This is a genomic window from Lysinibacillus sp. 54212 (assembly GCF_036662795.1).
GTDB lineage: Bacteria > Bacillota > Bacilli > Bacillales_A > Planococcaceae > Lysinibacillus_B.
In genome coordinates, this window is sequence record NZ_JBAFWZ010000008.1 from 32,866 (window position 1) to 55,446 (window position 22,581).

Genomic DNA, 22,581 nt, shown 5'->3' on the forward strand with positions numbered 1-22,581 from the left:
AATTAGAAAGTTATCTTTAAGAGATGCACCATTTCTAATTTATTCTTTTTGTTACGTTATTTTTGCATTTTTTCAAAATCAATTTAACACCGGATGGCACTTAACATATTTAATACTATTATTTTATTTACAGTTAGTTCCCATCAAATTTCCCAAGAGCATTTAACCAAATTGGAATAATTTTTTTTATATCAAAATCTAAACTTCTTTCAGTCGACCTCAAAGAATATTTTCTTCTTAACTCTTCATCTTCTATTAATAATTGCAATGCTTCCTTTAACATTACTTCCTGCTCATCTAGAGGATCACTTATCTTTTTCTTGATTCCGCTATTAATTGGAACTAAGATACCATTCTCGGCTTGTTCAATTATTGAAGTCTTTCTTTTGTAATCTGTCTTTGGAGCTATTATTTCCCTAGGACCGGATGAACAATCTGTAGCTATGACCGGTAAACCACATGCCATCGCTTCAATTAAGGCGTTAGGTAATCCTTCTCTAATAGAAGTTAAAACATAAATATCACAATTTTTTAAGTATTTAAAAGGGTTCGTGACATATCCAATAAAATTCACTTTACTATTCAAATGGTATGCATTTGTCATATCTTTCAAATACTTTTCATTTTCACCCCTCCCAATTATTAATAATTCAACATTCTTAAATTTATTTTCAATTTCTTTAAATGCTCTAAGCAAATTCCATTGTGCTTTAAGATCTATTAAGGATCCCATAGTCACAATACTTATGGTATTTTCTTTATTCTTAATTCCTGGTTTCTCAGATAATTCATTTATCATTTTTAGTTCATAAGGGTTATAAGAAACTATTATTTTTTCTTTTTTAATTTCAAAATTATCTATCAAATCCTGGCCCGATTCTTGACTAATTGTTAAAATTCCATCCAGCTTATTAAAATATTTTTTTATTAACATTTTAAAAAAAAACACATAAATATTGTTTTTAAAACTGTTTGAGTATTCGAATTGTCCAGATAAATAACTACTTACTGCATGAATTGTCGTTTCTTTCTTTTTTGTAGCTGCATTTACAATTCCCATATTCTCCATAAAGCTTATAACTATATCAAAATCCATTTCTCTTTTAACTTTATGAATAATTTTAAAATAATTAATATATTTAAGCGGTTTTATACTATTTAATTCTTTTGGATATCTCTCTTTTAAATTAATAATTTCACATACAAATTTATAATCATTTGAATCATTTTCAAAAGTAATAATCGTTAACTTATACTTTTTATTTAAATCTTTGGATTGTGATAATGTTGATATTATTCTCTCAGCACCACCATTAGCTAGTGTGGGTGTAATTATCGCTAGTTTTTTCATTACTATTAACCCCTATCCTAAATAATATTATTAACGGTACCAAAATATAAAAAGCATCATTACTGGACAGAGATAACCCGAAAGATGTAAATAAAAGTATTATTATTAACATAAAGTATGGCGATTTTATTGTATTTTTTACATACTTAAATAATTCTCTAAAGAGTAATAGCAGTAATAATAGACCAAACACTCCACACCCCACTAGTAACTCTAAAAAAATATTGTGAGGAGCCATATATATCCCCAGTTCTTGGCTTAAAATGTTCGCATCATTAGAAAACCCTACGCCAATTAATAAAATCTCAGGTTTTATAAATAGTAATTCTACATAATCCGCCCAAATGTCTCCACGGCCTGTCAAAATATCATCAGTTTCTGTTCGCATCTGAAATACGGGTATTACTAATTTTTTCACAATAAATATTAAAGATATTATTCCTACGTTTATAAAAACCAAAGACAACAATATTCTCTTAAACTTACTATTAAAGGAATTAAAATTTATTGAATTTCTAAAATAGTATAATGAAGTAGCCAATATCACAATTATTGACAATGCATAGCTTTTTGAAATACTTCTAAACCCGTTTATTATTAAGAACAAGCATACAAACATTAAGATTAAACTACTTTTTTTCATCTTCAATAATAACGATGCAATAATTAAGCAGACTGCCACCAATACTAATTGACTATAGTAATTAGGATCTGCATTAAGACCTGAAAATCTATTAATGCTCATTAATAAAGCTTGCTTATCTCTTGATACAATATATGGAATCCCAGGGAAAACATCTGCAATTATAATAGACATGCCCATTGCTGAACTGAATATATAAGTACAGTTATATAAAATCTTAGTTTTATTATTATATTTAGAAAAGCTCAAAATACAAACTTTCATAAAGAGAACATTTAGAATAAATGATAGAAAATTAGCATAGCTACCTTGATAGAAAGTAGTACTTATAAATTGAAATAGAGTAAATAAAATTAAATATAAAATATCTATTTTTTTTATCTGTATGTTCTTTTGAAATAAGATATGAATTATATAAATTGTAAATAAAATAATAAGAGACGATGGTAAACTGCCACTAATTTTAAAAATACTTGCAAATGGCAATGTATATAAAATTACATAATACTTTTTCTCTGCATTCAAAAACAAAAAAATTAGGATATATATGAACGAAAAAACGATTCCAAACTTATAGTTAAAGGAATTGAAAATAAAACTATATAGGAACCAACTTAACGAAAGAACAGCTATTAGAATCATAAGATTTTTACTGTTATTATCGAAATTTTTTTTCATATACTTACTCCATTCATACCCCATCATTGTTTGTATATAGCGTAATTGATTGTTCTTCGAAATATTCTGCCACAGGATTATTTATTAAATTGAAGTACTCTTGAAAAATTTTCTCCATTACTACATTCGTTGTATAATTATCTCTGACTTTTTCTCGATTCCATAAGGACATACACAATCTTTTTTCTTTATCTTGAAGTGTATTTATTGCTTTAATATTTCCATTAATATCTGCCACATCAACTAAAATTCCCCCTTTAGCTTCGATCATTTCTGGAATTGCTCCTACAGGAGTAGAAATAATCGGTAGTCCGCAAGCCATAGCTTCTAGTACTACATTGGGGAATCCCTCTGTAAAGGTTGGAAACAGCAGTAAATCAGATGATGTTAATTGATTTAATACTTCCTCTTTTGAAACCTCTCCATAATGCTGTAAATTTCGGGGTTTGTTAATAAAAGTAAATTCCCCGCTTGCTTTTCCTATTACTTTAAAATTGATATTGGGCAACTTTTCTGCTATAGATATAATTTCAAAACATCCTTTATTTTTAGTAACGTGACCGACAAATATTATATTTTTAATTTTGTTAGAAATATTTAGGTGATTATTATATATATTTTCTAAATCAATAAAGTTAGGAATCTTTATACTATTTTTATTCGATATATTTTTAATATATTCTTCAGAAGCTTGGTTTAGACAAAATAATTGATCAGCGCTTTTACAAATTCCCCTAAATATAAGCTTCGATAGTTTACCTTTTACCATAAAACTTGTGTCACAATGAAAATGGACAACAACTTTTGCCTTTGTTTTTTTAGCTTTTTTTATGCAAATATAGTCTCTAATCATTCCTAAAGTTGAACATGCAGAATTAAAATGGACTATATCATAGTTATTTTTAAGTTCACTTTTCATAGATTTATAAATTGAAGTAACTCGTTTAATTTCTTCGAGTAGATTTTTTTTTTCTAGATTGTTTACTCTTTCACCTTGAATTGCACTATTTACAATATCTACTTTATTTTCTTTGGCTAGTTCAGAATTAATAAATAGTTTAGTCCAAGTTGCAATTCCACCAGCAGGAGGTGGTAATGGAGAAATTAATAATACTTTTAGTTTTTCGTCATTTTTAAACATGGATTAACTATGCCCCCAAACAACCCGATTCACATAATGTGTATACGACAAAATAATCCTGAGTACTTTATCCGATACATTCGGCATACGGTAATCTTCCACAAGTCTTAACGTACCCGCCTCTTGTGTTTCTAATATTTCTAGCCCTAGTAACACCCGGTCCTTCTTCAACCCCACCATCATAACCGAGGCTTCTTCCATTGCTTCTGGTCGTTCATGAGCTTGTCGGATATTAAGGGCTTTAAATCCAAGGATGGATGATTCCTCGCTAATCGTTCCGCTATCACTAAGCACTGCCTTTGCCTTCGTTTGCAGCTTGACATAATCATTAAACCCTAAAGGTTTCAGGGTTTTGACAAGTGGATTAAATTCAATACCCATCTCTTCGATCATTTTTCCTGTTCTAGGATGTGTACTCACAATAACAGGGAGCTCGTATTTTTCTGCTACGGCATTTAAGCTTTCTACTAAATTTAGAAAGTTAACCTGTGCATTAATATTTTCTTCCCGATGAGCTGAAACGACAAAGTATTCGCCTTCTTGGAGATTTAATCTTTGTAAGACATCTGACTTCTCAATATCCCCTTTTTTCGAATGGAGCACCTCATACATCGGACTACCTGTTTTAATAATACGATCCGCTGGAAATCCCTCTCGAAGTAGATACTCCCTAGCAATATCACTATAGGTTAAGTTGATATCCGCAGTATGATCGACGATTTTTCGATTTGTTTCTTCAGGAACCCGTTGATCAAAGCATCGATTTCCCGCTTCCATATGAAAAATAGGGATATGCCTTCTTTTTGCTGCAATCGCGCATAAGCAGCTATTAGTATCGCCTAATACTAAAAATGCATCCGGCTTAACCTCCGCTAACACGGGATCAATTCTATTTAAAATATTTCCAATCGTTTCAGTTGCTGTACCCGTCGCTGCATTTAAGAAATAATCTGGTTTTCTTAAGTTAAAATCATTAAAAAATACTTCATTTAGCTCGTAATCATAGTTTTGTCCTGTATGAACAAGCGTATGTTCAATGGCATTCGATTGCTCTAATGTATTGATTACCGCAGACAAACGAATAATTTCAGGTCTAGTGCCTACTACAGTCATCACTTTAAGCTTCTCCAAGATTTATACCTCCAAATAATACGTATCCGGTTTTATAGGATCAAAGCATTCATTTACCCACATAATTGTGACAAGATCTGTTGCTCCTACATTAACAATAGAGTGCGTGTAGCCAGTCGGAATATCTACTACCTGAAGCTTTTCACCATTTACACGGTATTCAATAATATCTTCAGAATCTAGTGCTCTAAATCGTATTAAGCCTTCACCACTGACGACTAAAAATTTTTCGTTTTTTGTATGGTGCCAATGATTTCCTTTTGTAATCCCAGGCTTGGAAACATTAACAGAAACTTGCCCTCTATCCTGCGTTCGAATAAATTCGGTAAACGAACCGCGCGCATCCTTATTCATCTTTAAGTCATAAGAAAATCCATCAAGTGGTAAAAAACTTAAATACGTACTATAAAGTTTTTTTGTTAGCGGATCATCCATATTTGCGATATTTAGATTTTTCCTATTATCCTTAAAGCCTTTTAATACACGTGCTAATTGACCTAGTGTAATTCTATGAGTAATAGGCACCGTACAATAGTTTCCACATACCGTTGGAGACCCATTAAGCGCCCTTATAAACTCTGCTAACACATCATCGATATAACAAAGAGTAAGTTCGACATCGCTATTATGAATTTCAATATCCTTATCCCTTGCTATATTGTGGCAATACGTCGCCACTACACTGTTGTAATTTGGCTTACTCCACTTTCCAAATACGTTGGGAAGGCGGTACACATAAACTTTTGCTTGAGATTCCTCTTGATACTGAAACAACCGATCTTCCATTGTTTTTTTACTTTTCCCGTAAGGATTCTCTAATTCTGCTTGAATAGAAGAGGTTGCTAAAATCGGTGCAGCATTATCATGTTTTTTTAATAGCTCTACAAGATGTTCTGTGAAGCTGGCATTCCCTTCCATATAATCTTGCTCATTTTGCGTTCGGTTTATACCAGCACAATGGAAAATAAAATCACAACCTTTTACATAGATTTCGAGAAGTTCCGGATCACTATCTCTTGTAAACTCAAATATATTGTTAAACCCTCGATTTTTTAGTTCTGCAATTAAATTTTTTCCTATGAATCCACTTGCTCCTGTCACAAGGATGTTCATCCACACATTCCACCTTTAGTTCATGATATGAATTTTATTATTCCAATCCTTTAATTCCTCTTGGATATAATCTAATTGCAGGAGTGTTGCTTTAATTTCTTCTACAGTTAACAGCTTTGTATTATTCGAATTGTATTCTTCTATATTTGTAAGCTTCGGATTTCCTTCTGCAAAATATTTATTATAATTGAGGTCTCTTCTGTCAGCTGGCACTTTGAAAAAGCCACCCAAATCCTCTGCCACGACGAATTCTTCTCTTGTCAGTAGCGTTTCGTATTGTTTTTCACCATGTCGAGTACCTATGATTCTAATTTCGTTATTTGAATTAAAAAGTTCTTTTAAAGCTTGAGCTAAATCAGCAATCGTACTGGCAGGTGATTTTTGCACCATAATATCGCCTGCCTCCCCATGCTCGAAGGCAAATAAAACTAGCTCAACAGCCTCCTCTAAGCTCATTAAAAACCTTGTCATTTTGGGATCTGTTATCGTTAACGGTTGGCCACTCTTAATTTGTTCAATAAATAACGGGATAACGGATCCCCTAGATGCCATCACATTGCCATACCTCGTGCCACAAATTAGCGTTTTTTCTGGAGAAACTGTCTTTGATTTTGCAACAAAAACCTTCTCCATCATCGCCTTTGAAATCCCCATTGCATTGATTGGGTAAGCCGCTTTATCAGTTGACAGGCAAATCACTTTTTTCACCCCATACTCAATGGCAGCACTTAAAACATTTTCTGTGCCTAAAATATTCGTTTTTACGGCTTCTATAGGGAAAAATTCACAGGAAGGGACTTGCTTTAGGGCAGCTGCATGAAAAATATAATCAACACCGTGCATGGCATTTTTTAAACTTTCCGTATTTCGTACATCGCCGAGGTAAAATTTCAATTTGTCGTTGTTATATTTTTTTCTCATATCATCCTGCTTTTTTTCATCTCGAGAAAAAATGCGTATTTCTTTAATATTTGTGCTTAGGAATCTTTCCATTACGGCATTCCCGAAAGAACCGGTGCCACCTGTGATTAATAACGTTTTGTCTCTAAACATCCAACAACCTCTTTTCAGTTATTCAAAATGGCTCATTATAATTTCATAGGAGTGTTTTGCGGTGTAGTTTTGTTCCAAATATGCCCTAGCGTTTTTTCCCATAGCTTCTCTAACTTCCTGCTCATGTAATTGCTCGAGTTTTTGGTTGAATTGCGAAACATTATTACTTTCACACCACAAGCCAAAGTGACCATTTTCTATCACCTTGCCTATATCCGTATTAGCATCAGTTGCAGCTAAAACAGGCATAGTAGCTTCCATATATGCTAGTAATCTGGATGGGAAGTTCGGGATTGTAAATCGGTAGTCAAGAAAGATTAATCCGACATCACATGCATTCACTAATCGTTCATATTCTTCTAACGGAAGCTCTTCGTACAATTGAGCATTCATCGGCTGTTCCTTATCAAAATAAGCTTTAAGTTTAGCAAACTCAGTGCCGGAGCCAGCTATTATGAAAAATGCCTGTTTATTATTTTTATTTGCTTGTAAACATTGTATTAAGAAGTCGATTCCTTGAGGTTTTCCTAAATTACCGCCGTATATAAATACAGTTTTATCTGTGGGTATATTGTATTGGTTTCGTGTGAGGTTAATTTTGTTTTCATCTTTTATTATGGCTATGGGGTCAATACTATTAGGACAAATTTCTAGTGAGCTTGCAGAAATTTTTGTGTTGTGTTCTAGTAAAAAATCTATATTTGCCTGTGACATACACCCAATATAATCAGATACTTTATATAATCTTTTTTCTTTCCATCTGAAATACTTGTAAATTACACTTGACCTACTAAACATATTTAAATCGACAGCATTTTGTGGAAATATATCTTTTAGTAGCAGGTATGATTTAGCATCATCCCTTTTTTTTATATAATTAATCACTTTTTCAAAAGTTATTGGGGGTGTTGAATAAATAACTAAATCAAACTTAACCTCCCCCAAGTATTGTTTGATAGCTCTTAAAAATTGCCCTTCGATTCTTATTGTTGAAATGCCTTTTTCAAATTTATTATTTTTAGTGATATTACCAATTCTAACCTTTAAAATATGAATTCCATTTTCCTTTTTATATTCTGTGGGCATTTCGGTACGTTTTTCTCTTGAACTTACAACGTATACACAATGACTATTTTCTCTGAACTGTCTTAATAAATCTGTATAGATTCCTTTATCCTCAATGTGATTAATACTACCAATTGATAAAAATAAAACGTTCATCTCTTTTCCTCACAATTGAATTCTAATACTATTATTTTGAACTGTATTTTTCGAAAATACTTTTACATCGTTATACTTCATCATACAAATGCCTTCTTCATAATTCCCTATCTCATCCATATTGATATTTCCAGTTAGATTTTTAATCATCATTCGAGGAAAATTAACTCCACTCTCATATGCATGTGGATAGCCTCCCCCAAAACGAGGATTCACTTCAGAAATATAATATTCACCATTAACTTTAAAAATATCAATATCAATGACGCCATTAAACCCTGTAATTTTTACAAATCGATTAATTAAGTTAAACATATTATGGTCTTTGACTGATATTGCTTTATCTGTTTCTCCAGCCCGCATACCAATCTTTTCTTTTGTAAAAATAGCAACCGGGTCATTCGAAAGCATATCAATATAAACATCAGCCCCATATTCAACTCCATTAATTAACTCTTGTATCATTAAATTATCAAACCTATTAAATAATAATTCTATTTCTTCTTTCGATCGGACTATATTTATGTTGTTACTTGCACTTCCCTTAATTGGTTTTATAAACACTGGATAGTTTATTTTTCTAGCTTCAACATCACGATAAAATTCATCTTTATCAATGTAACTTTTCATTGTTTTGAAATTATTTTTAACAAGATATTTATACATTTGATATTTATTGAAGCACATTTCAACTATTTCTAAATCAGAGACAACAGGTATAGTTCCAATATCAAGAAAAGCTTGTTTATTTTTTGCAAGTAAACTAATTTCAGGATCAATCAATGAAAAAATAGCTTTTACACTATAATCTTTACAAATAGAAAGAATGGTTTCTAAATATCCCTCATCTGTCATTTTTGGCACAATAAAATATTGGTCTCCTTCATATAAAGCTGGTGCTAATTCACTACAATCTGTAACGTACACGTTTCCCATATCACTTAATTCTTTTTTAAAGTATTGAACTATTTTATTTCTAGTTCCGCAGCTTAAAATTAATATGTTTAGATCTTCATTCATGCATCAGTTCCTCCAACATTTAATTTTTAAATAGCTTTATGTGAAATCAATACTAGTTCTATTTATAAGAATACGTTAAATATACTAACCATAAATATTCTCTCGCTTAATAATTACTTTTATCGTTTTAAGTAACATTCTTAAATCGAGCCAAAAATTAAAACTATCTACATATTCAATGTCTAGCACTATTTTTTCATCCCATGTTACAGAATTTCTTACCGTTACTTGAGATAAACCAGTTATTCCTGGCTTCATGTCAAAGCGCCTTCTTTGAAAATCATTATATTCTTCATATTTATAAGGGTGATATGGTATTGGTGGTCTAGGGCCAACTATACTCATCTCTCCACTTAGAACATTCCAAAGTTGCGGAAGTTCATCTAGGCTAGTTGCTCTTAAAATTTTCCCTACTTTAGTAATTCTATTATCATTTTCAGTATGGATAGATAATCCACTTCCGATCCTTTCAGCATTAACAACCATAGTTCTAAATTTCAATATCTTAAATACTTTTCCGTTTTTACCTAACCTATCTTGAGTGAAAAAGACTGGTCCGTTTGAATTGAATTTAATTGCAAGAGCAATGATTAGAAGGAGTGGGGATAACAAAATTATGCCCAAAAGACTTCCACAAATATCGACTATCCTTTTTATAAATAAATTTAACCTTCTCAACTTTTATCTCCACACTTCCTTAATAACATCGACAACCCTCTCTAAATCCCCATCTGTCATCTTCGTATCAGATGGTAAACAAACACCTTGATCAAACAAGCTTTCTGCCGTATTTCCGCCTATATAATCAAACTCTGAAAAAAACGGTTGCATATGCAATGGTTTCCATACCGGTCTTGATTCAATATTCTCTCGTTCCAAAGTCTCCATTATTTCTAATGGTGAAACTTTTCCATTTAGTGTCATAGCACTTAGCCAGTAGTTCGGCTCATTCCATTCATTAACTGGCATAAATTCAATACCAGATAATTTACTTAGTTCATTTTTGTAGTACTCAAAGATATTTCTCTTTTTCGCTACTCGTTGATCAAGCACTTTCAGCTGCCCTCTTCCAATTCCTGCAAGTATATTACTCATCCGATAATTGAATCCTAGTTCACTATGCTGATAATGCCTAGCTGTGTCCCTCGATTGTGTAGACCAAAATCTAACCTTTGATAATTTCTCTACATTATTTGAGACAAGCATTCCACCGCCAGAGGTAGTAATGATTTTATTACCGTTAAATGAATAAATTCCGTAATCGCCTATAGTGCCTGTTTGCTGTCCTTTGTATAGTGTGCCTAAGCTCTCGGCAGCATCTTCAATAACAGGTACGTTATATTTCTGGCAAATTCTCATGATAGTTCCCATGTCCGCCGATAATCCATATAAATGGACAACTAGTACCGCTTTAACATTAGGATATTTATGAAAAGCTACCTCTAAAGCTTTTGGATCTATATTCCACGTCTCTTTATTACTATCAATAAAAACCGGAACCCCACCTTCATAAATAATTGGGTTTGCTGTTGCGGCAAAAGTTAAGGTAGGGCAAAAAACAATATCTCCTTTGCCAATCCCAGCCGCTTTTAATGCCATATGAATAGCTGCTGTTCCAGATGAAAGAGCTACAGCTGATGAGCATCCTACTTTTAATGATAGTTCTTTTTCGAACTGCTCGATATTTTCTCCTACTGGCGCGATCCAATTGGAGTCAAACGCTTCTTGAATATACTGTTTTTCATATCCTTCATCACTCATATGTGGAGAAGAAAGCAAAATTTTCTCTTGTTCTTGGACACTTGAGTATACGGGCTTAATCACCTGAATTCTCCTTTTACTATTTTTATGAGTCATGCTGCTTTATGCAATCGTTCTTGGTAATATTTCTCGTCTATCCACCCAGTTCCCATTAGCCATATCAAGAACTCTTGTTTTCATTTCTATTGCATCAAGGAATTCTAAATCTGCCAAGAAAGTAAAGAGTAAATTTTCAGCTGGACAGTTCGCCTTACCCACATGGATTTTAGGGTAAATATGCTCTTCTTGAATTTCTTCTGCATTTAATAGCTCTTCATACATTTTTTCTCCTGGTCGGATACCCGAAAATTCAATCGCTATATCTCCTTCTGTAAATCCTGATAAGTGAATTAGATTTTTCGCTAAATCCACAATTTTCATCGGTTCACCCATATCAAGTACAAATACCTCTCCGCCCTGGGCTAGAGTACCTGCTTGTAAAACGAGCCTTGATGCTTCAGGAATGGTCATAAAATAACGGGTCATTTCTGGGTGAGTGACTGTAACAGGTCCCCCTGCTGCTATTTGGGCTTGGAATCTCGGTACAACACTTCCCCGCGACCCGAGAACATTGCCAAAACGTACTGCAGCAAAATTGGTCTCACTTTTTGTCGCTAAATTTTGGATAATCATCTCGGCAACTCTTTTTGTTGCCCCCATAATGTTCGGTGGATTTACCGCCTTATCGGTAGAAATCATGACAAAATTAGATACACCGAAAGTATGAGCAGCATCCGCTATATTTTTTGTTCCAAAAATATTGTTTTTTACCGCCTCATGTGGATTACACTCCATTAGTGGAACATGCTTATGAGCTGCTGCATGATAAATTACATCGGGATCATATTGCTGTACCACGTCAAAAATCCTGTTACGGTCCTGAATGTCTGCAATAATAGGTATAAATTCAATGCCTTTATTTTCTTCTCTCTCTGATAACTCTGTATAAATTGTATAAATCGAATTTTCTCCATGGCCGAGCAATATGACTTGAGCTGGCCGGAATTGTACTACTTGCCGACAGATTTCTGAACCGATTGATCCACCTGCCCCGGTTATCATAATTCTCTTGCTCGTTAATTTATTGATAATGGCATCCATATTAAGTTTGACTTCTTCCCTGCCAAGTAAATCTTCAATTTTAACTTCCTGCATATCATTTACCGATATTTTTCCGGTCATTACATCCTCAATTTTTGGCATAATTTTAATCGACGCCTTCGTACTTAAACACTGCTCATATATTTCCCTTATACCTAACTTCCCGAGTGAAGGAATCGCAATGAAAATTTCATCAATCCTTCTTTCTTCCACTATGCGGGGAATATCCTTCGTTTTTCCGCATACTTTCACTTCCATTAGCTTTAAATTTTGTTTATGTCGGTCATCATCAATAATGGCGACAACTTTATATTCTGTGTGTGGATCTCGCTTAATGCTACGTAAAAGCATAGTCCCTGCTTCTCCTGCACCAATGACTAACACTCGTTTTAAATTTCCTTGAGGCTTAAACAAGGTTGGATCTTTTATAATGCGAAGCAAAAAACGTGAACCGCCGATTAATACAATATGCAATAGCCATGTAATCGCCATCACTCGGAAATAAATATCACCTTTCACTACTAATTGAAGTCCACTAGCAATCAGAATTGAAATCGTTACAGCATAGCCGATTGACAGTAATTCTCGGACAGATGCTACGCTCCATATACGGTTATATAATTGGAAGAAATACGCCATTACATGATGACTAATAAGAAGCATAATGGAACTAAGGATAATTAATGAATTCGAATAAATGCTATAGGAAGGATGTAAAAACCAATAACTAAGAAAAATAGCAGATAAAACAATCATTGAATCTACTATAATAAAAATCGAGTACCTCAACGTATGGTTCACTATTCACACCTCTTTGTTCACCAACAGAATAGTAGCGAGATGTTACATATCCTCTCTTCTATTCAAGTTATTTTAAAAATCTAATAATTCTCGATAAAATAGAGTCATTTTATAATGGGTAGTTAAGTTATGAAGTTTTTTTAGTGGGATTATTTTTGTTTATGTTTTATAGGTATAGAGGTTTTCTTCCAGTTTGAAAATTCAAGAAAAGGAAGTTTAGAGGAGCATGTATCTCTTATTTGTAGTAAAGTTTATTCGCGATAGGATAAATTTAGTTTGTAACATTTCATATTACTATAATTTTTATAGTAGCTTAGTTACTTAAATCACTCCTAATTCTATTTATTTTTATTTTTCTAGTAGAGACTTCATCCAGCTCATTTAAGAGTTTATGCATTTTTGCCCCTGAATATTACTTTTAAATAACAATCGTTACATTGGATACAAATTCATTAGCACTAATAGGAAAAAAATAGTTTTAATTTTATTCTTACCAATAATCTTTCTACCTAAATTCCTAAATGCTCTCGTAGCTCATCTTGAATACCCTGTAATTCCTGTTCATTCGGAATATAGTAGTAAATACCATTCATAATGGAGCTTGAGCCATTGTTTAAATAGATTTGTTCGATAGTTTTAAAACTACTTCCATAATTTTTGCTTATGTTTAAAAGTTCATCAAAAACAACATTTATTTGGACATTATCCTCTAGCGTTTCAAAAATGGATTTATAATTAAGGACAGCTCCTACCGATGTAGCTTCCCTTAGTACTCCCTGAATCACTTGTTTTTGCCGATTTTGTCGACCAAAATCACCATTAGGGTCCTCATAGCGCATTCTCACAAATTTTAAGGCCGTCTCTCCATCTAATTCTATTTCACCTATCGGAAAACGCTCCCCATCATAATCAAATGCCAACGCATTGTTAACTGAAATACCACCGACGATATCGATAATATCCGTAAAGCTTTCCATATTTACTCTTGCTACATAATCAATTGGGATATCGAGTAAGTTTTCTACCGTTTTCATGGACATCTCAATACCACCAAATGCATAGGCATGATTAATTTTGTCCTTAAGTCCTTCGCCTATAATTTCTGTATACGTATCTCTTGGAATACTTAGCAATTTTGTTGTTTTGAGTGTTGGATTAACCGTCAGAACAATCATTGTATCTGAGCGTCCACTATCCCCGTCTCGCTCATCCACCCCTAAAATAAGTGCAGAAAATGGTTCAGCAGAGGCGACATTTACGGGAGCCTCCCTCATATCTGATCTTTCATATTTCGTTGGTGTATATAATTGATCTGCGGTATTCTTCATATCGCTATATACTTTATAGGTTACAGCAAAGCCAATAACACTTAGTACGAGTGTGCTGATAATTCCCCATTTTAATAGTTTCTTCATATATACCTCCATCTATACTTTCTCCATTGTATATTTATATACTAAAGTAGGATGATTTTAACAAAGTAGCCTCTATTCCGCTTTTGAATAACGCAATATTTGCCACCATTTGGCCCGTTCAATCTTTTCAGGCTCTTGCAAAATCATTGGTTTATTTCGAATAATCCTTGAATTGTTTTCGAGAAGCATATCGACAGCATCTAACTGTTTTCTTTTCTCTAAATAAAGTAGTCCTTTGTCAAAATAAAAGGGGCGTGACGATAAATTGTGCACATCGGAGCCATACGTATGAACTAAATTGGCTTTGACTAAATCGAGCGACAGCCTTTGTATAGCGCGACCAAAATGACCGGCTAAACTTCCCGCAGTAACTTGCGCTAAGGCCCCCTCCCGAATGAGAGCTTCTAACAGCTCCGGTCGTTCAGCAATTGCTTTATTTCGTTCGGGATGAGCAATGATCGGCGTAACTCCTTCACTCAAAAGCTCGCGAATAATCATTTTCGTATAGTGCGGTACTGTGTAAGAAGGTAATTCTAATAATAAATAATTTGAATTTGCTAGTGTGTGAAGCCTATTTGACCTGTATTGTGGAATGATGCTATCTGATAAACGAACTTCATGTCCGCTATGAAGAGTAAGGGGAATATTCTGTTGTATTAGGTCGTATTGTAAGATGTGAAGTTTATTTTGCACGTGCTTATAATTTGCATGATACTGCGGATGATTACTATGTGAAGTAGAAATGATTTCGGTAATCCCTTCCAATACAGCCTGCTCTAAAATTTGTAGTGTCTCTTCCTTTGTTTTGGGACCATCGTCGACATTCCATAAAATGTGACTGTGTATATCAATCAAAAACATTCACCTCTCTTGCTAATATTTAACTACATATTATTAGTCAACATGCTTTATTTATGCTTATCACTACAATATTATTACTATTTATTGATTTTTTATACTTTGTTTACTTAATTTAGTACTATTACCGCTACTTAAGATTAATTTCCATTGCGCTAGCGTACTTTCCCGGATTAATGTTACAACTTATTATTCCAGGAACTTGTGTATACTTTTAGACCTCATAAAAAGGCAGCCTCTTGTTCATTGTGAACAAGAAACTGCCTTTCATTTATTTTCATTCTTTTATTTTGCGTATTCTACAGCACGTGTTTCTCGAATGACTGTTACTTTTATATGACCTGGATAATCTAATTCTTCTTCAATTCGCTTACGAATATCTCGAGCTAAGCGATGTGAAGCAAGGTCATCGATTTTGTCAGGTTGTACGATAATACGCACTTCACGTCCTGCTTGGATGGCAAATGATTTCTCAACACCTTCGTAGCTTTCAGATATTTCTTCAAGCTTTTCAAGACGACGAATGTAATTTTCTAATGTTTCACTTCGAGCTCCTGGACGTGCAGCTGATAATGCATCGGCTGCAGCAACAAGCACAGCTATAACAGATGTTGCCTCTGTGTCACCATGATGGGATGCAATACTATTAATAACAACTGGATGCTCATGGTATTTTGTTGCAAGCTCCACGCCAATTTCCACGTGACTACCTTCTACTTCATGATCAATTGCCTTACCGATATCATGGAGTAGACCAGCACGTTTTGCTAAAGTGACATCTTCCCCTAACTCCGCAGCAAGTAGACCAGCTAAGTGCGCTACTTCGATGGAGTGTTTTAATACATTTTGACCGTAGCTTGTACGGTACTTCATGCGACCTAAAATCTTCATTAAATCTGGATGTAAATTGTGGATACCAACCTCGAAAGTTGTTTGCTCACCTGTTTCACGAATTTGCTCGTCCACTTCACGGCGTGATTTCTCAACCATTTCCTCGATACGAGCTGGATGAATACGACCATCCTGTACTAGTTTTTCTAGGGCTAATCGGGCTGTTTCACGACGGATTGGATCAAACCCAGATAAAATAACCGCTTCAGGTGTATCATCGATAATTAAATCAATACCCGTAAGAGTTTCCAGCGTACGAATATTGCGCCCTTCTCTACCGATAATTCTACCCTTCATTTCATCATTCGGTAAAGTTACAACCGATACTGTTGTTTCTGCAACATGGTCTGCTGCAAAACGTTGTAGCGCTAGAGATAAAATTTCGCGTGCCTTTTTATCAGATTCCTCTTTTGCACGTGTCTCTGATTCCTTCGTCATAACAGCGATGTCTGTTGAAAGTTCATTTTCAACTTGCTTTAAAATGATTCCTTTCGCTTCTTCGCGTGTTAAGGCTGCAATCCGTTCTAGTTCTGACTTTTGAGCCAGAACAAGCTCTTCCACTTTGCTTTCCATCTGTTCAATATGCTGTTGTCTTTCGGCTAGAGCTTCTTCCTTGCGCTCTAAGCCAGATTCTCTTTTGTTCAGAGCATCATCCTTGCGATCAAGATTCTCTTCTCTTTGCAATAAACGGTTCTCTTGTTTCTGAAGTTCTCCACGACGTTCACGAATGTCATTTTCAGCTTCAGTTCGAAATTTGTGAGTTTCATCTTTTGCTTCAAGTAGTGCTTCCTTTTTCAATGCATCTGCCTCGCGTTTTGCTTCTTCAACAATCGCCTGAGCTTGATACTTGGCACCAGTCACCTTTGATTCATTCACTTGTTTCATGTAGAAATAGATAACAGCGACACCGACAGCGAATCCAAGCAAAGCAGGGAATATCATGTCCATCATATAACCCCTCCTACTTGCTTTTATGTCTGATGTTCTAGTCGGCCGATATATTGATTTAACAACATACTGCCTATTTCATTTCAAAATTTAGAAATTATACATGTTAATTGTATATTTCCATACTAGCTCTGTCAAGGATTCCCCTAGTTCTATAAGGTTTTAGCAAATCTTTTATAAGATTAGGCTAAAATTTTATAGTATTAATAAATAACTTAAAAAGTCAGCACGGTTTTTCATAGGAATCCAATTTCTCTCAATACTTGCTATGTATTAACATAAAAGAGCGATTACAGACTCTAAATCAGCCTGTAATCACTCTTTGATTATTACTTATTTATCATCTAAAAGTAATGCTAATTCTTCATCCATTTCTTCGTCGTCATCATGGCCACCAATCGTGTAGTTACTTGAGCTAATACCATATGAATCGCGAATTTTATTGGCAATTTCATCTCGTAAAGAAGGATTTTCTTTTAAGAATTGTTTTGCATTTTCACGTCCTTGCCCTAAACGCTCATCTCCGTATGCATACCAAGATCCGCTCTTTTGAATAATATCTAAGTCAGCACCTAAATCAACAATTTCGCCTTCTTTTGAAATACCTTCACCATACATTATATCTACTTCTGCTGTACGGAATGGCGGTGCTACTTTATTTTTCACGATTTTAATTTTCGTTTTATTACCGACCATTTCAGTGCCTTGTTTGATCGTTTCTGCACGACGCACTTCTAAGCGCACTGACGAGTAGAATTTAAGAGCACGACCACCTGGTGTCGTTTCTGGGTTACCGAACATAACGCCAATTTTTTCACGAATTTGGTTAATAAAGATTGCTAAAGTTTTAGACTTATTAATCGATCCTGATAGCTTACGAAGGGCTTGTGACATTAAACGGGCCTGTAAACCTACGTGAGAATCACCCATCTCCCCTTCAATCTCTGCCTTCGGGACTAGTGCGGCTACAGAGTCAATTACTAAAATATCAATGGCACCACTTCGTACTAATGCTTCTGCGATTTCTAAAGCTTGCTCTCCTGTATCAGGCTGTGACAATAAAAGCTCATCAATGTTTACGCCAAGTTTTTGCGCGTATACTGGGTCCAGCGCATGCTCAGCATCAATAAAAGCTGCTTGTCCGCCATTAGCTTGAATTTCTGCAATGGCATGTAAGGCTACAGTCGTTTTACCAGAAGATTCTGGGCCGTAAATTTCGATAATACGCCCGCGTGGGTAGCCACCTACCCCCAATGCTGCATCAAGCGCTAATGAACCACTTGACGATGTTTCTACCATACGGTCAGTCGTCTCTCCTAATTTCATGATAGACCCTTTACCGAATTGCTTTTCAATTTGCTTTAACGCCATATCTAAGGCTGCTTTACGATCACTCACAAATAGTTCCTCCTTTAAATTCGATACTCTGTTTTCGTTATGTTTCTATTATACTTGGTAATGAGACAATACTCAAGAAAAAAGCGAACATATTTTCGATTTTTGCCTAAAATAAAAATTTGGACCATTATTTAAGCCCAAATTTTTATTTTCAGCTATAGCTTTCTTTCGTTTAACGCTTCTTATAACCTTTTTCAACGAATTTTCTCATTAAGAAACTAAATGTAAATTTTACAGCACGCAATCGGTTCGTGTTACGAGATCCAGACAGTTGCAGGCGATATGTAACTGGTGGTTCCTGACCTAGGCTAATACCGATCCATATTGTCCCAGCTGGCTCATTGCCATGTGAATCAGGACCGGCAGCACCTGTTAAGCCAACTCCAATGCTCGTTCCAAATTTTTCACGAACATTTTTCGCCATCCAACCCGCACATTCACTGCTGACGACGCCATGATTTTTTAACAGCTGGGCTGAAATACCAAGCTGGTCCATTTTTGCCTGTTCTGTATAGGTTACCACACCACCTACTAGTGCTTGACTCACTCCCGGAATTTCCGCAAGCTCGGATTGGAATAGTCCTGCCGTTAAAGACTCGGCCGCTGCAATTGTTAAACCGTTGTCTAGGAGCATTTCTACCATTTTAGATGCTAATGATTCATCATCGACACCATATTGGTATTCTCCTACTAACGCTAGTATTTCCGACTTTTTTGCTTCAATCAATAGCCAAGCTTCCTGTTCAGTACTCGCTTTAGCTGTTATGCGTAACGTTACTTCACCATCTGCCGCAAGCGGTGCAACAGTTGGATTTGATTGAGCTTCAAGAATATCTTGCACACGTGTTTCAAGCTCTGCCTCACCAATACCATAAAATCTCAGCACATGTGAAACAATTGTAGCACCATCTGTTAAACGTGCAGCTAGGAGCGGTTTCGCTTCAAATTGAAACATAGGCTGAAGCTCCTTTGGTGGTCCTGGAAGCAGCAAATAGAAGCGACCATCATTTTCGTAAAGCATGCCAGGTGCCATTCCGTGATGATTAGCTAGGACATCGCAACCTTCAAGCACAAGTGCCTGCTTACGATTATTTTCGGTCATAACTCGGCCCTGTCTCACAAAATATGACTCAATAGATTCAAGCGCTACAGGATCAAATGTAAGCGTAGTTCCTAAGTGCTTTGCAATCGTTTCCTTCGTTAAATCGTCCTTTGTTGGACCTAAGCCACCAGAGAAAATAATTAAATCCGCGCGCGATTCGGCAATACGAATTGTCTCCTGTAATCGACTACTATTATCGCCTACAACGGTATGATAGAACACATTAATACCTAACTCGGATAGCTGACTTGAAATAAACTTTGCATTTGTATTCGTTATTTGACCGAGTAAAAGCTCTGAGCCAACTGCAATAATTTCAGCATTCATAAGAAAACCTCGCTTATTTTGAATCTAATAAAACACGTCGATTTAAATAGAAGTAATCCCAACCAGACCAAATCGTAAAGAATAAGGCTACATAAAGGGCAATATCGTCAAATGGAATACCTACTAAAGTGAAAATTGTATTGTGTAGCAATAAAGCCGAAATGGCAACAATTTGCGCCCATGTTTTAATTTTCCCTAGCTGATTTGCTGCTACAACCTCACCTTGACCGGCTAGGATCAGGCGCAGACCCGTTACAGCAAACTCACGTGAAATAATAAGGATCACAATCCAAGCTGGGGCTAGCCCTAGGTCTACTAATAAAATAAAGGCAGCCGATACTAATAGTTTATCTGCAAGTGGGTCTAAAAATTTCCCCATGTTCGTTACTAAATTGTATTTTCGTGCATAATAGCCATCTACCCAATCAGTTACAGAAGCAATAATAAAAATAAGCGCTCCTACAAAATGAGTAACGGGCATTTCTGCACCAAATAGTTCCATATTTCCCCAACCAAAGTCAAACAGTATTACAATCATAAATACGGGGATTAATAAAATACGAGAGACTGTAATCTTATTTGGAATGTTCATTTGTTAACACCTTTCATCGAAAGAAAATAGTCATCATACTCGATGACTATTGTTCTTGAACTAATTTTAAAATAATATTTTGTGAAACGCGGTCTTGAGCAAACGGTAATTCGATATCATTCACAAATACTTTAGTTACTGTTGTGTTTCCTAAACGAATACGTGCATAGCCAGCCTCTGTAGAATCATGCTCTACTACCATGCCTGCCGTGTACACCTTATCATCGATTTGCTCTGCTCCTTGTTCATTACGAATGCCTACCCACGAATCTCCAGACACTTCTACACGAATGTTTAATTTATCAACACCCGACACTTCATAAATTGTCGATTCACCGTCTATAACACCTGTAGAAATCACTTGCTGAGGTGTGGCTGGCTTTTCTTCTTCATCATCTTTTTGAGCGTCCTGATCCTCTTGCCCAGCTGTTTGCCCTTCATCGTCTTGCTTATCATTTGGTTTTGGCTTTTCTATATTCGGTTTATCATATTCAAACGGAGGAGTCGAATTATCCACTGCATCTGGAGTTTTATTCCCTTTTGCTAAATATAATGACCAAATGACAACAATAATAACAACTATAAATAGCCCAACAATTATTTTAGGCATGGCTTCCATCATTTTACTAGATGATCTAGAAGACAATTTTCTACGACTCGGGCTTTGAGCATACGATTGCGCAACTTCCTCTGTCTGTGTTCCTGGAACGTCCGTTTTAAATTGTTCAAGTAATTCGTCTGGATTTAAACCTACTGCTTCAGCGTATTGTTTAATAAAAGCACGAACATAAAACGTCCCAGGCATTATCGAATAGTTACCTTCTTCGATTCCAACTAAATAACGCTTTTGAATTTTCGTTATTTCTTGTAAATCATCCAAGCTATATCCTTTAGATAATCTCGCTTCCTTAAGGCGAGCCCCAAGTTCTGTCAACAATAACACCTACTTTTTAATCAAATTCTATACATTTCCATAGTCGGATACGATGGTAAATCGGTTTATTAAAGGAAACTAAAAATTAAAGCCTCCGAAATCATTTCCACTAGACATCATATTATTTTTTTCAATAATTTCATACGTAATTTCTTCATCCGGATCATTACGAAGCTCAATTATATAATCAAAATCCTCCAGTTTATACTCAGAATGCTGAACAAAAAGATCTGGATGCTCAATAACCTTCACCGTATCCATTCGCATCATTTCACGTACTAACTGCTGATGTCGTTCATCATTAGAGTTTCTCGTTACAGCACCATCTAATATAAATATATTATTGCCGTTAAACTCATCTCCTATTAATGAATTTCGAACCGTTTGCTTAATCATTGTGGAAGAAAGAAAAATCCAACGCTTATTCGCACAAACACTTGCTGCTACGATCGATTCTGTTTTACCAACCCGCGGCATTCCTCGAATACCTATTAGTTTATTTCCCTCTTTTTTAAATAACTCTGCCATAAAATCAACTAGGATCCCTAGCTCACTACGGACAAAGCGAAATGTATTTTTTTCATCAGCATCTTTAGGAATATAATGACCATGGCGGACAGCTAAACGATCTCGTAGCTTTGGCTCTCGAAATTTTGTCACGTTTATATTTTCCATAGTCGAAACAATAGAAATAAAACGTTCGATTGATTCATCTTTTTCAGCCTTTAATAACATCCCTCTACGCACTTCATCGACACCGTTAATCGTTACAATATTAACTCTTAGCATCCCTAGTAACGAAGCAATGTCTCCAAGCAAACCAGGACGATTGACCTGAATTTCATATTCGAAATACCATTCACCCATGAACGAATCCGTCCCCTCTATATTAGAAACGTAAAAATTCCTTATAAGTTCCATCATAGCCCATTTTATATGTATTGAAAAGTTCGAAACAACTGTTTTTTGATCATTCTTTTAAAATTTATACATAAAAAATTTACCAACCTTTCAAAAGTCATACTATATCAGAATAAAAATTATAATTAGCTGACGAAAGTAG

Annotated in this window: 19 protein-coding genes; all 19 read right to left on the minus strand. The window is 35.0% G+C overall.

All coding sequences use genetic code 11. From position 1 onward, the window contains the following. Positions 1–133 precede the first annotated feature (133 nt). The 19 genes from V4T18_RS07310 to V4T18_RS07400 all read right to left on the minus strand — a co-directional run bounded on the left by V4T18_RS07310 (position 134) and on the right by V4T18_RS07400 (position 22,385). Complete coding sequence (locus tag V4T18_RS07310; protein ID WP_332648209.1) at positions 134–1,351, minus strand: glycosyltransferase; 1,218 nt, start codon at positions 1,349–1,351, stop codon at positions 134–136. After that, entirely contained in the window at positions 1,314–2,480 is a 1,167-nt protein-coding gene (locus V4T18_RS07315; RefSeq protein ID WP_332648211.1) for an O-antigen ligase family protein, read from the minus strand. The genes V4T18_RS07310 and V4T18_RS07315 overlap by 38 nt, the downstream gene beginning before the upstream one ends. A 205-nt stretch (positions 2,481–2,685) precedes the next feature. Then, positions 2,686–3,813 (minus strand): glycosyltransferase family 4 protein, encoded by a 1,128-nt coding sequence (locus V4T18_RS07320; RefSeq protein ID WP_332648212.1) that lies wholly within the window; start codon positions 3,811–3,813, stop codon positions 2,686–2,688. Between the two features lie 3 nt (positions 3,814–3,816). Next, positions 3,817–4,944 carry a non-hydrolyzing UDP-N-acetylglucosamine 2-epimerase gene (wecB, locus tag V4T18_RS07325; RefSeq protein ID WP_332648214.1) on the minus strand — a complete coding sequence of 376 codons (1,128 nt, stop codon included), beginning with the start codon at positions 4,942–4,944 and terminating at the stop codon, positions 3,817–3,819. A gap of 3 nt (positions 4,945–4,947) precedes the next feature. Next, a complete protein-coding gene (locus V4T18_RS07330) occupies positions 4,948–6,057 on the minus strand; it encodes a capsular polysaccharide biosynthesis protein CapF (protein WP_332648216.1) in 1,110 nt (369 codons plus the stop codon). A gap of 15 nt (positions 6,058–6,072) precedes the next feature. Next, entirely contained in the window at positions 6,073–7,110 is a 1,038-nt protein-coding gene (locus tag V4T18_RS07335; RefSeq protein WP_332648217.1) for a polysaccharide biosynthesis protein, read from the minus strand. An 18-nt stretch (positions 7,111–7,128) separates the two neighbouring features. Continuing rightward, the gene (locus V4T18_RS07340; RefSeq protein WP_332648219.1) at positions 7,129–8,331 is read right to left on the minus strand and encodes a glycosyltransferase family 4 protein; all 1,203 of its coding nucleotides are present in this window, start codon (positions 8,329–8,331) and stop codon (positions 7,129–7,131) included. A gap of 9 nt (positions 8,332–8,340) precedes the next feature. After that, positions 8,341–9,351, minus strand: coding sequence for an ATP-grasp domain-containing protein (locus V4T18_RS07345; RefSeq protein ID WP_332648221.1), 1,011 nt, complete (start codon positions 9,349–9,351; stop codon positions 8,341–8,343). An 84-nt stretch (positions 9,352–9,435) separates the two neighbouring features. Next, entirely contained in the window at positions 9,436–10,029 is a 594-nt protein-coding gene (locus tag V4T18_RS07350) for a sugar transferase (protein WP_332648223.1), read from the minus strand. Between the two features lie 3 nt (positions 10,030–10,032). Beyond that, positions 10,033–11,112 (minus strand): DegT/DnrJ/EryC1/StrS family aminotransferase, encoded by a 1,080-nt coding sequence (locus V4T18_RS07355; protein ID WP_332648457.1) that lies wholly within the window; start codon positions 11,110–11,112, stop codon positions 10,033–10,035. A 102-nt stretch (positions 11,113–11,214) separates the two neighbouring features. After that, positions 11,215–13,053 (minus strand): polysaccharide biosynthesis protein, encoded by a 1,839-nt coding sequence (locus tag V4T18_RS07360; RefSeq protein ID WP_332648225.1) that lies wholly within the window; start codon positions 13,051–13,053, stop codon positions 11,215–11,217. Positions 13,054–13,562: 509 nt separating this feature from the next. After that, positions 13,563–14,468: an LCP family glycopolymer transferase gene (locus V4T18_RS07365; RefSeq protein WP_332648227.1), complete on the minus strand. Its 906-nt coding sequence runs from the start codon at positions 14,466–14,468 to the stop codon at positions 13,563–13,565. A 72-nt stretch (positions 14,469–14,540) separates the two neighbouring features. Continuing rightward, the gene (locus V4T18_RS07370; RefSeq protein ID WP_332648229.1) at positions 14,541–15,323 is read right to left on the minus strand and encodes a tyrosine-protein phosphatase; all 783 of its coding nucleotides are present in this window, start codon (positions 15,321–15,323) and stop codon (positions 14,541–14,543) included. Between the two features lie 288 nt (positions 15,324–15,611). Beyond that, on the minus strand, positions 15,612–17,165 hold the full coding sequence (gene rny / locus V4T18_RS07375) for a ribonuclease Y (RefSeq protein WP_332648459.1): 1,554 nt from the start codon (positions 17,163–17,165) through the stop codon (positions 15,612–15,614). A gap of 333 nt (positions 17,166–17,498) precedes the next feature. After that, the gene (recA, locus tag V4T18_RS07380; protein WP_332648230.1) at positions 17,499–18,563 is read right to left on the minus strand and encodes a recombinase RecA; all 1,065 of its coding nucleotides are present in this window, start codon (positions 18,561–18,563) and stop codon (positions 17,499–17,501) included. Between the two features lie 172 nt (positions 18,564–18,735). Then, positions 18,736–19,992, minus strand: coding sequence for a competence/damage-inducible protein A (locus V4T18_RS07385; protein ID WP_332648232.1), 1,257 nt, complete (start codon positions 19,990–19,992; stop codon positions 18,736–18,738). A 13-nt stretch (positions 19,993–20,005) separates the two neighbouring features. Continuing rightward, positions 20,006–20,584 carry a CDP-diacylglycerol--glycerol-3-phosphate 3-phosphatidyltransferase gene (gene pgsA, locus V4T18_RS07390; RefSeq protein ID WP_332648236.1) on the minus strand — a complete coding sequence of 193 codons (579 nt, stop codon included), beginning with the start codon at positions 20,582–20,584 and terminating at the stop codon, positions 20,006–20,008. A gap of 46 nt (positions 20,585–20,630) precedes the next feature. Beyond that, on the minus strand, positions 20,631–21,527 hold the full coding sequence (locus V4T18_RS07395) for a helix-turn-helix domain-containing protein (protein ID WP_332648238.1): 897 nt from the start codon (positions 21,525–21,527) through the stop codon (positions 20,631–20,633). 69 nt (positions 21,528–21,596) lie between these two features. Next, positions 21,597–22,385 (minus strand): DUF3388 domain-containing protein, encoded by a 789-nt coding sequence (locus V4T18_RS07400; protein WP_332648241.1) that lies wholly within the window; start codon positions 22,383–22,385, stop codon positions 21,597–21,599. Between the last annotated feature and the right edge of the window lie 196 nt (positions 22,386–22,581).

Excerpts from the sequence above, each read along its gene's own strand:
- V4T18_RS07310 (WP_332648209.1), bottom strand. The coding sequence starts at position 1,351 with ATGAAAAAACTAGCGATAATTACACCCACACTAGCTAATGGTGGTGCT.
- V4T18_RS07320 (WP_332648212.1), bottom strand. The coding sequence starts at position 3,813 with ATGTTTAAAAATGACGAAAAACTAAAAGTATTATTAATTTCTCCATTA.
- V4T18_RS07330 (WP_332648216.1), bottom strand. The coding sequence starts at position 6,057 with ATGAACATCCTTGTGACAGGAGCAAGTGGATTCATAGGAAAAAATTTA.
- V4T18_RS07335 (WP_332648217.1), bottom strand. The coding sequence starts at position 7,110 with ATGTTTAGAGACAAAACGTTATTAATCACAGGTGGCACCGGTTCTTTC.
- V4T18_RS07340 (WP_332648219.1), bottom strand. The coding sequence starts at position 8,331 with ATGAACGTTTTATTTTTATCAATTGGTAGTATTAATCACATTGAGGAT.
- V4T18_RS07345 (WP_332648221.1), bottom strand. The coding sequence starts at position 9,351 with ATGAATGAAGATCTAAACATATTAATTTTAAGCTGCGGAACTAGAAAT.
- V4T18_RS07355 (WP_332648457.1), bottom strand. The coding sequence starts at position 11,112 with ATGAGTGATGAAGGATATGAAAAACAGTATATTCAAGAAGCGTTTGAC.
- V4T18_RS07365 (WP_332648227.1), bottom strand. The coding sequence starts at position 14,468 with ATGAAGAAACTATTAAAATGGGGAATTATCAGCACACTCGTACTAAGT.
- rny (WP_332648459.1), bottom strand. The coding sequence starts at position 17,165 with ATGGACATGATATTCCCTGCTTTGCTTGGATTCGCTGTCGGTGTCGCT.
- V4T18_RS07385 (WP_332648232.1), bottom strand. The coding sequence starts at position 19,992 with ATGAATGCTGAAATTATTGCAGTTGGCTCAGAGCTTTTACTCGGTCAA.
- pgsA (WP_332648236.1), bottom strand. The coding sequence starts at position 20,584 with ATGAACATTCCAAATAAGATTACAGTCTCTCGTATTTTATTAATCCCC.
- V4T18_RS07400 (WP_332648241.1), bottom strand. The coding sequence starts at position 22,385 with ATGGGTGAATGGTATTTCGAATATGAAATTCAGGTCAATCGTCCTGGT.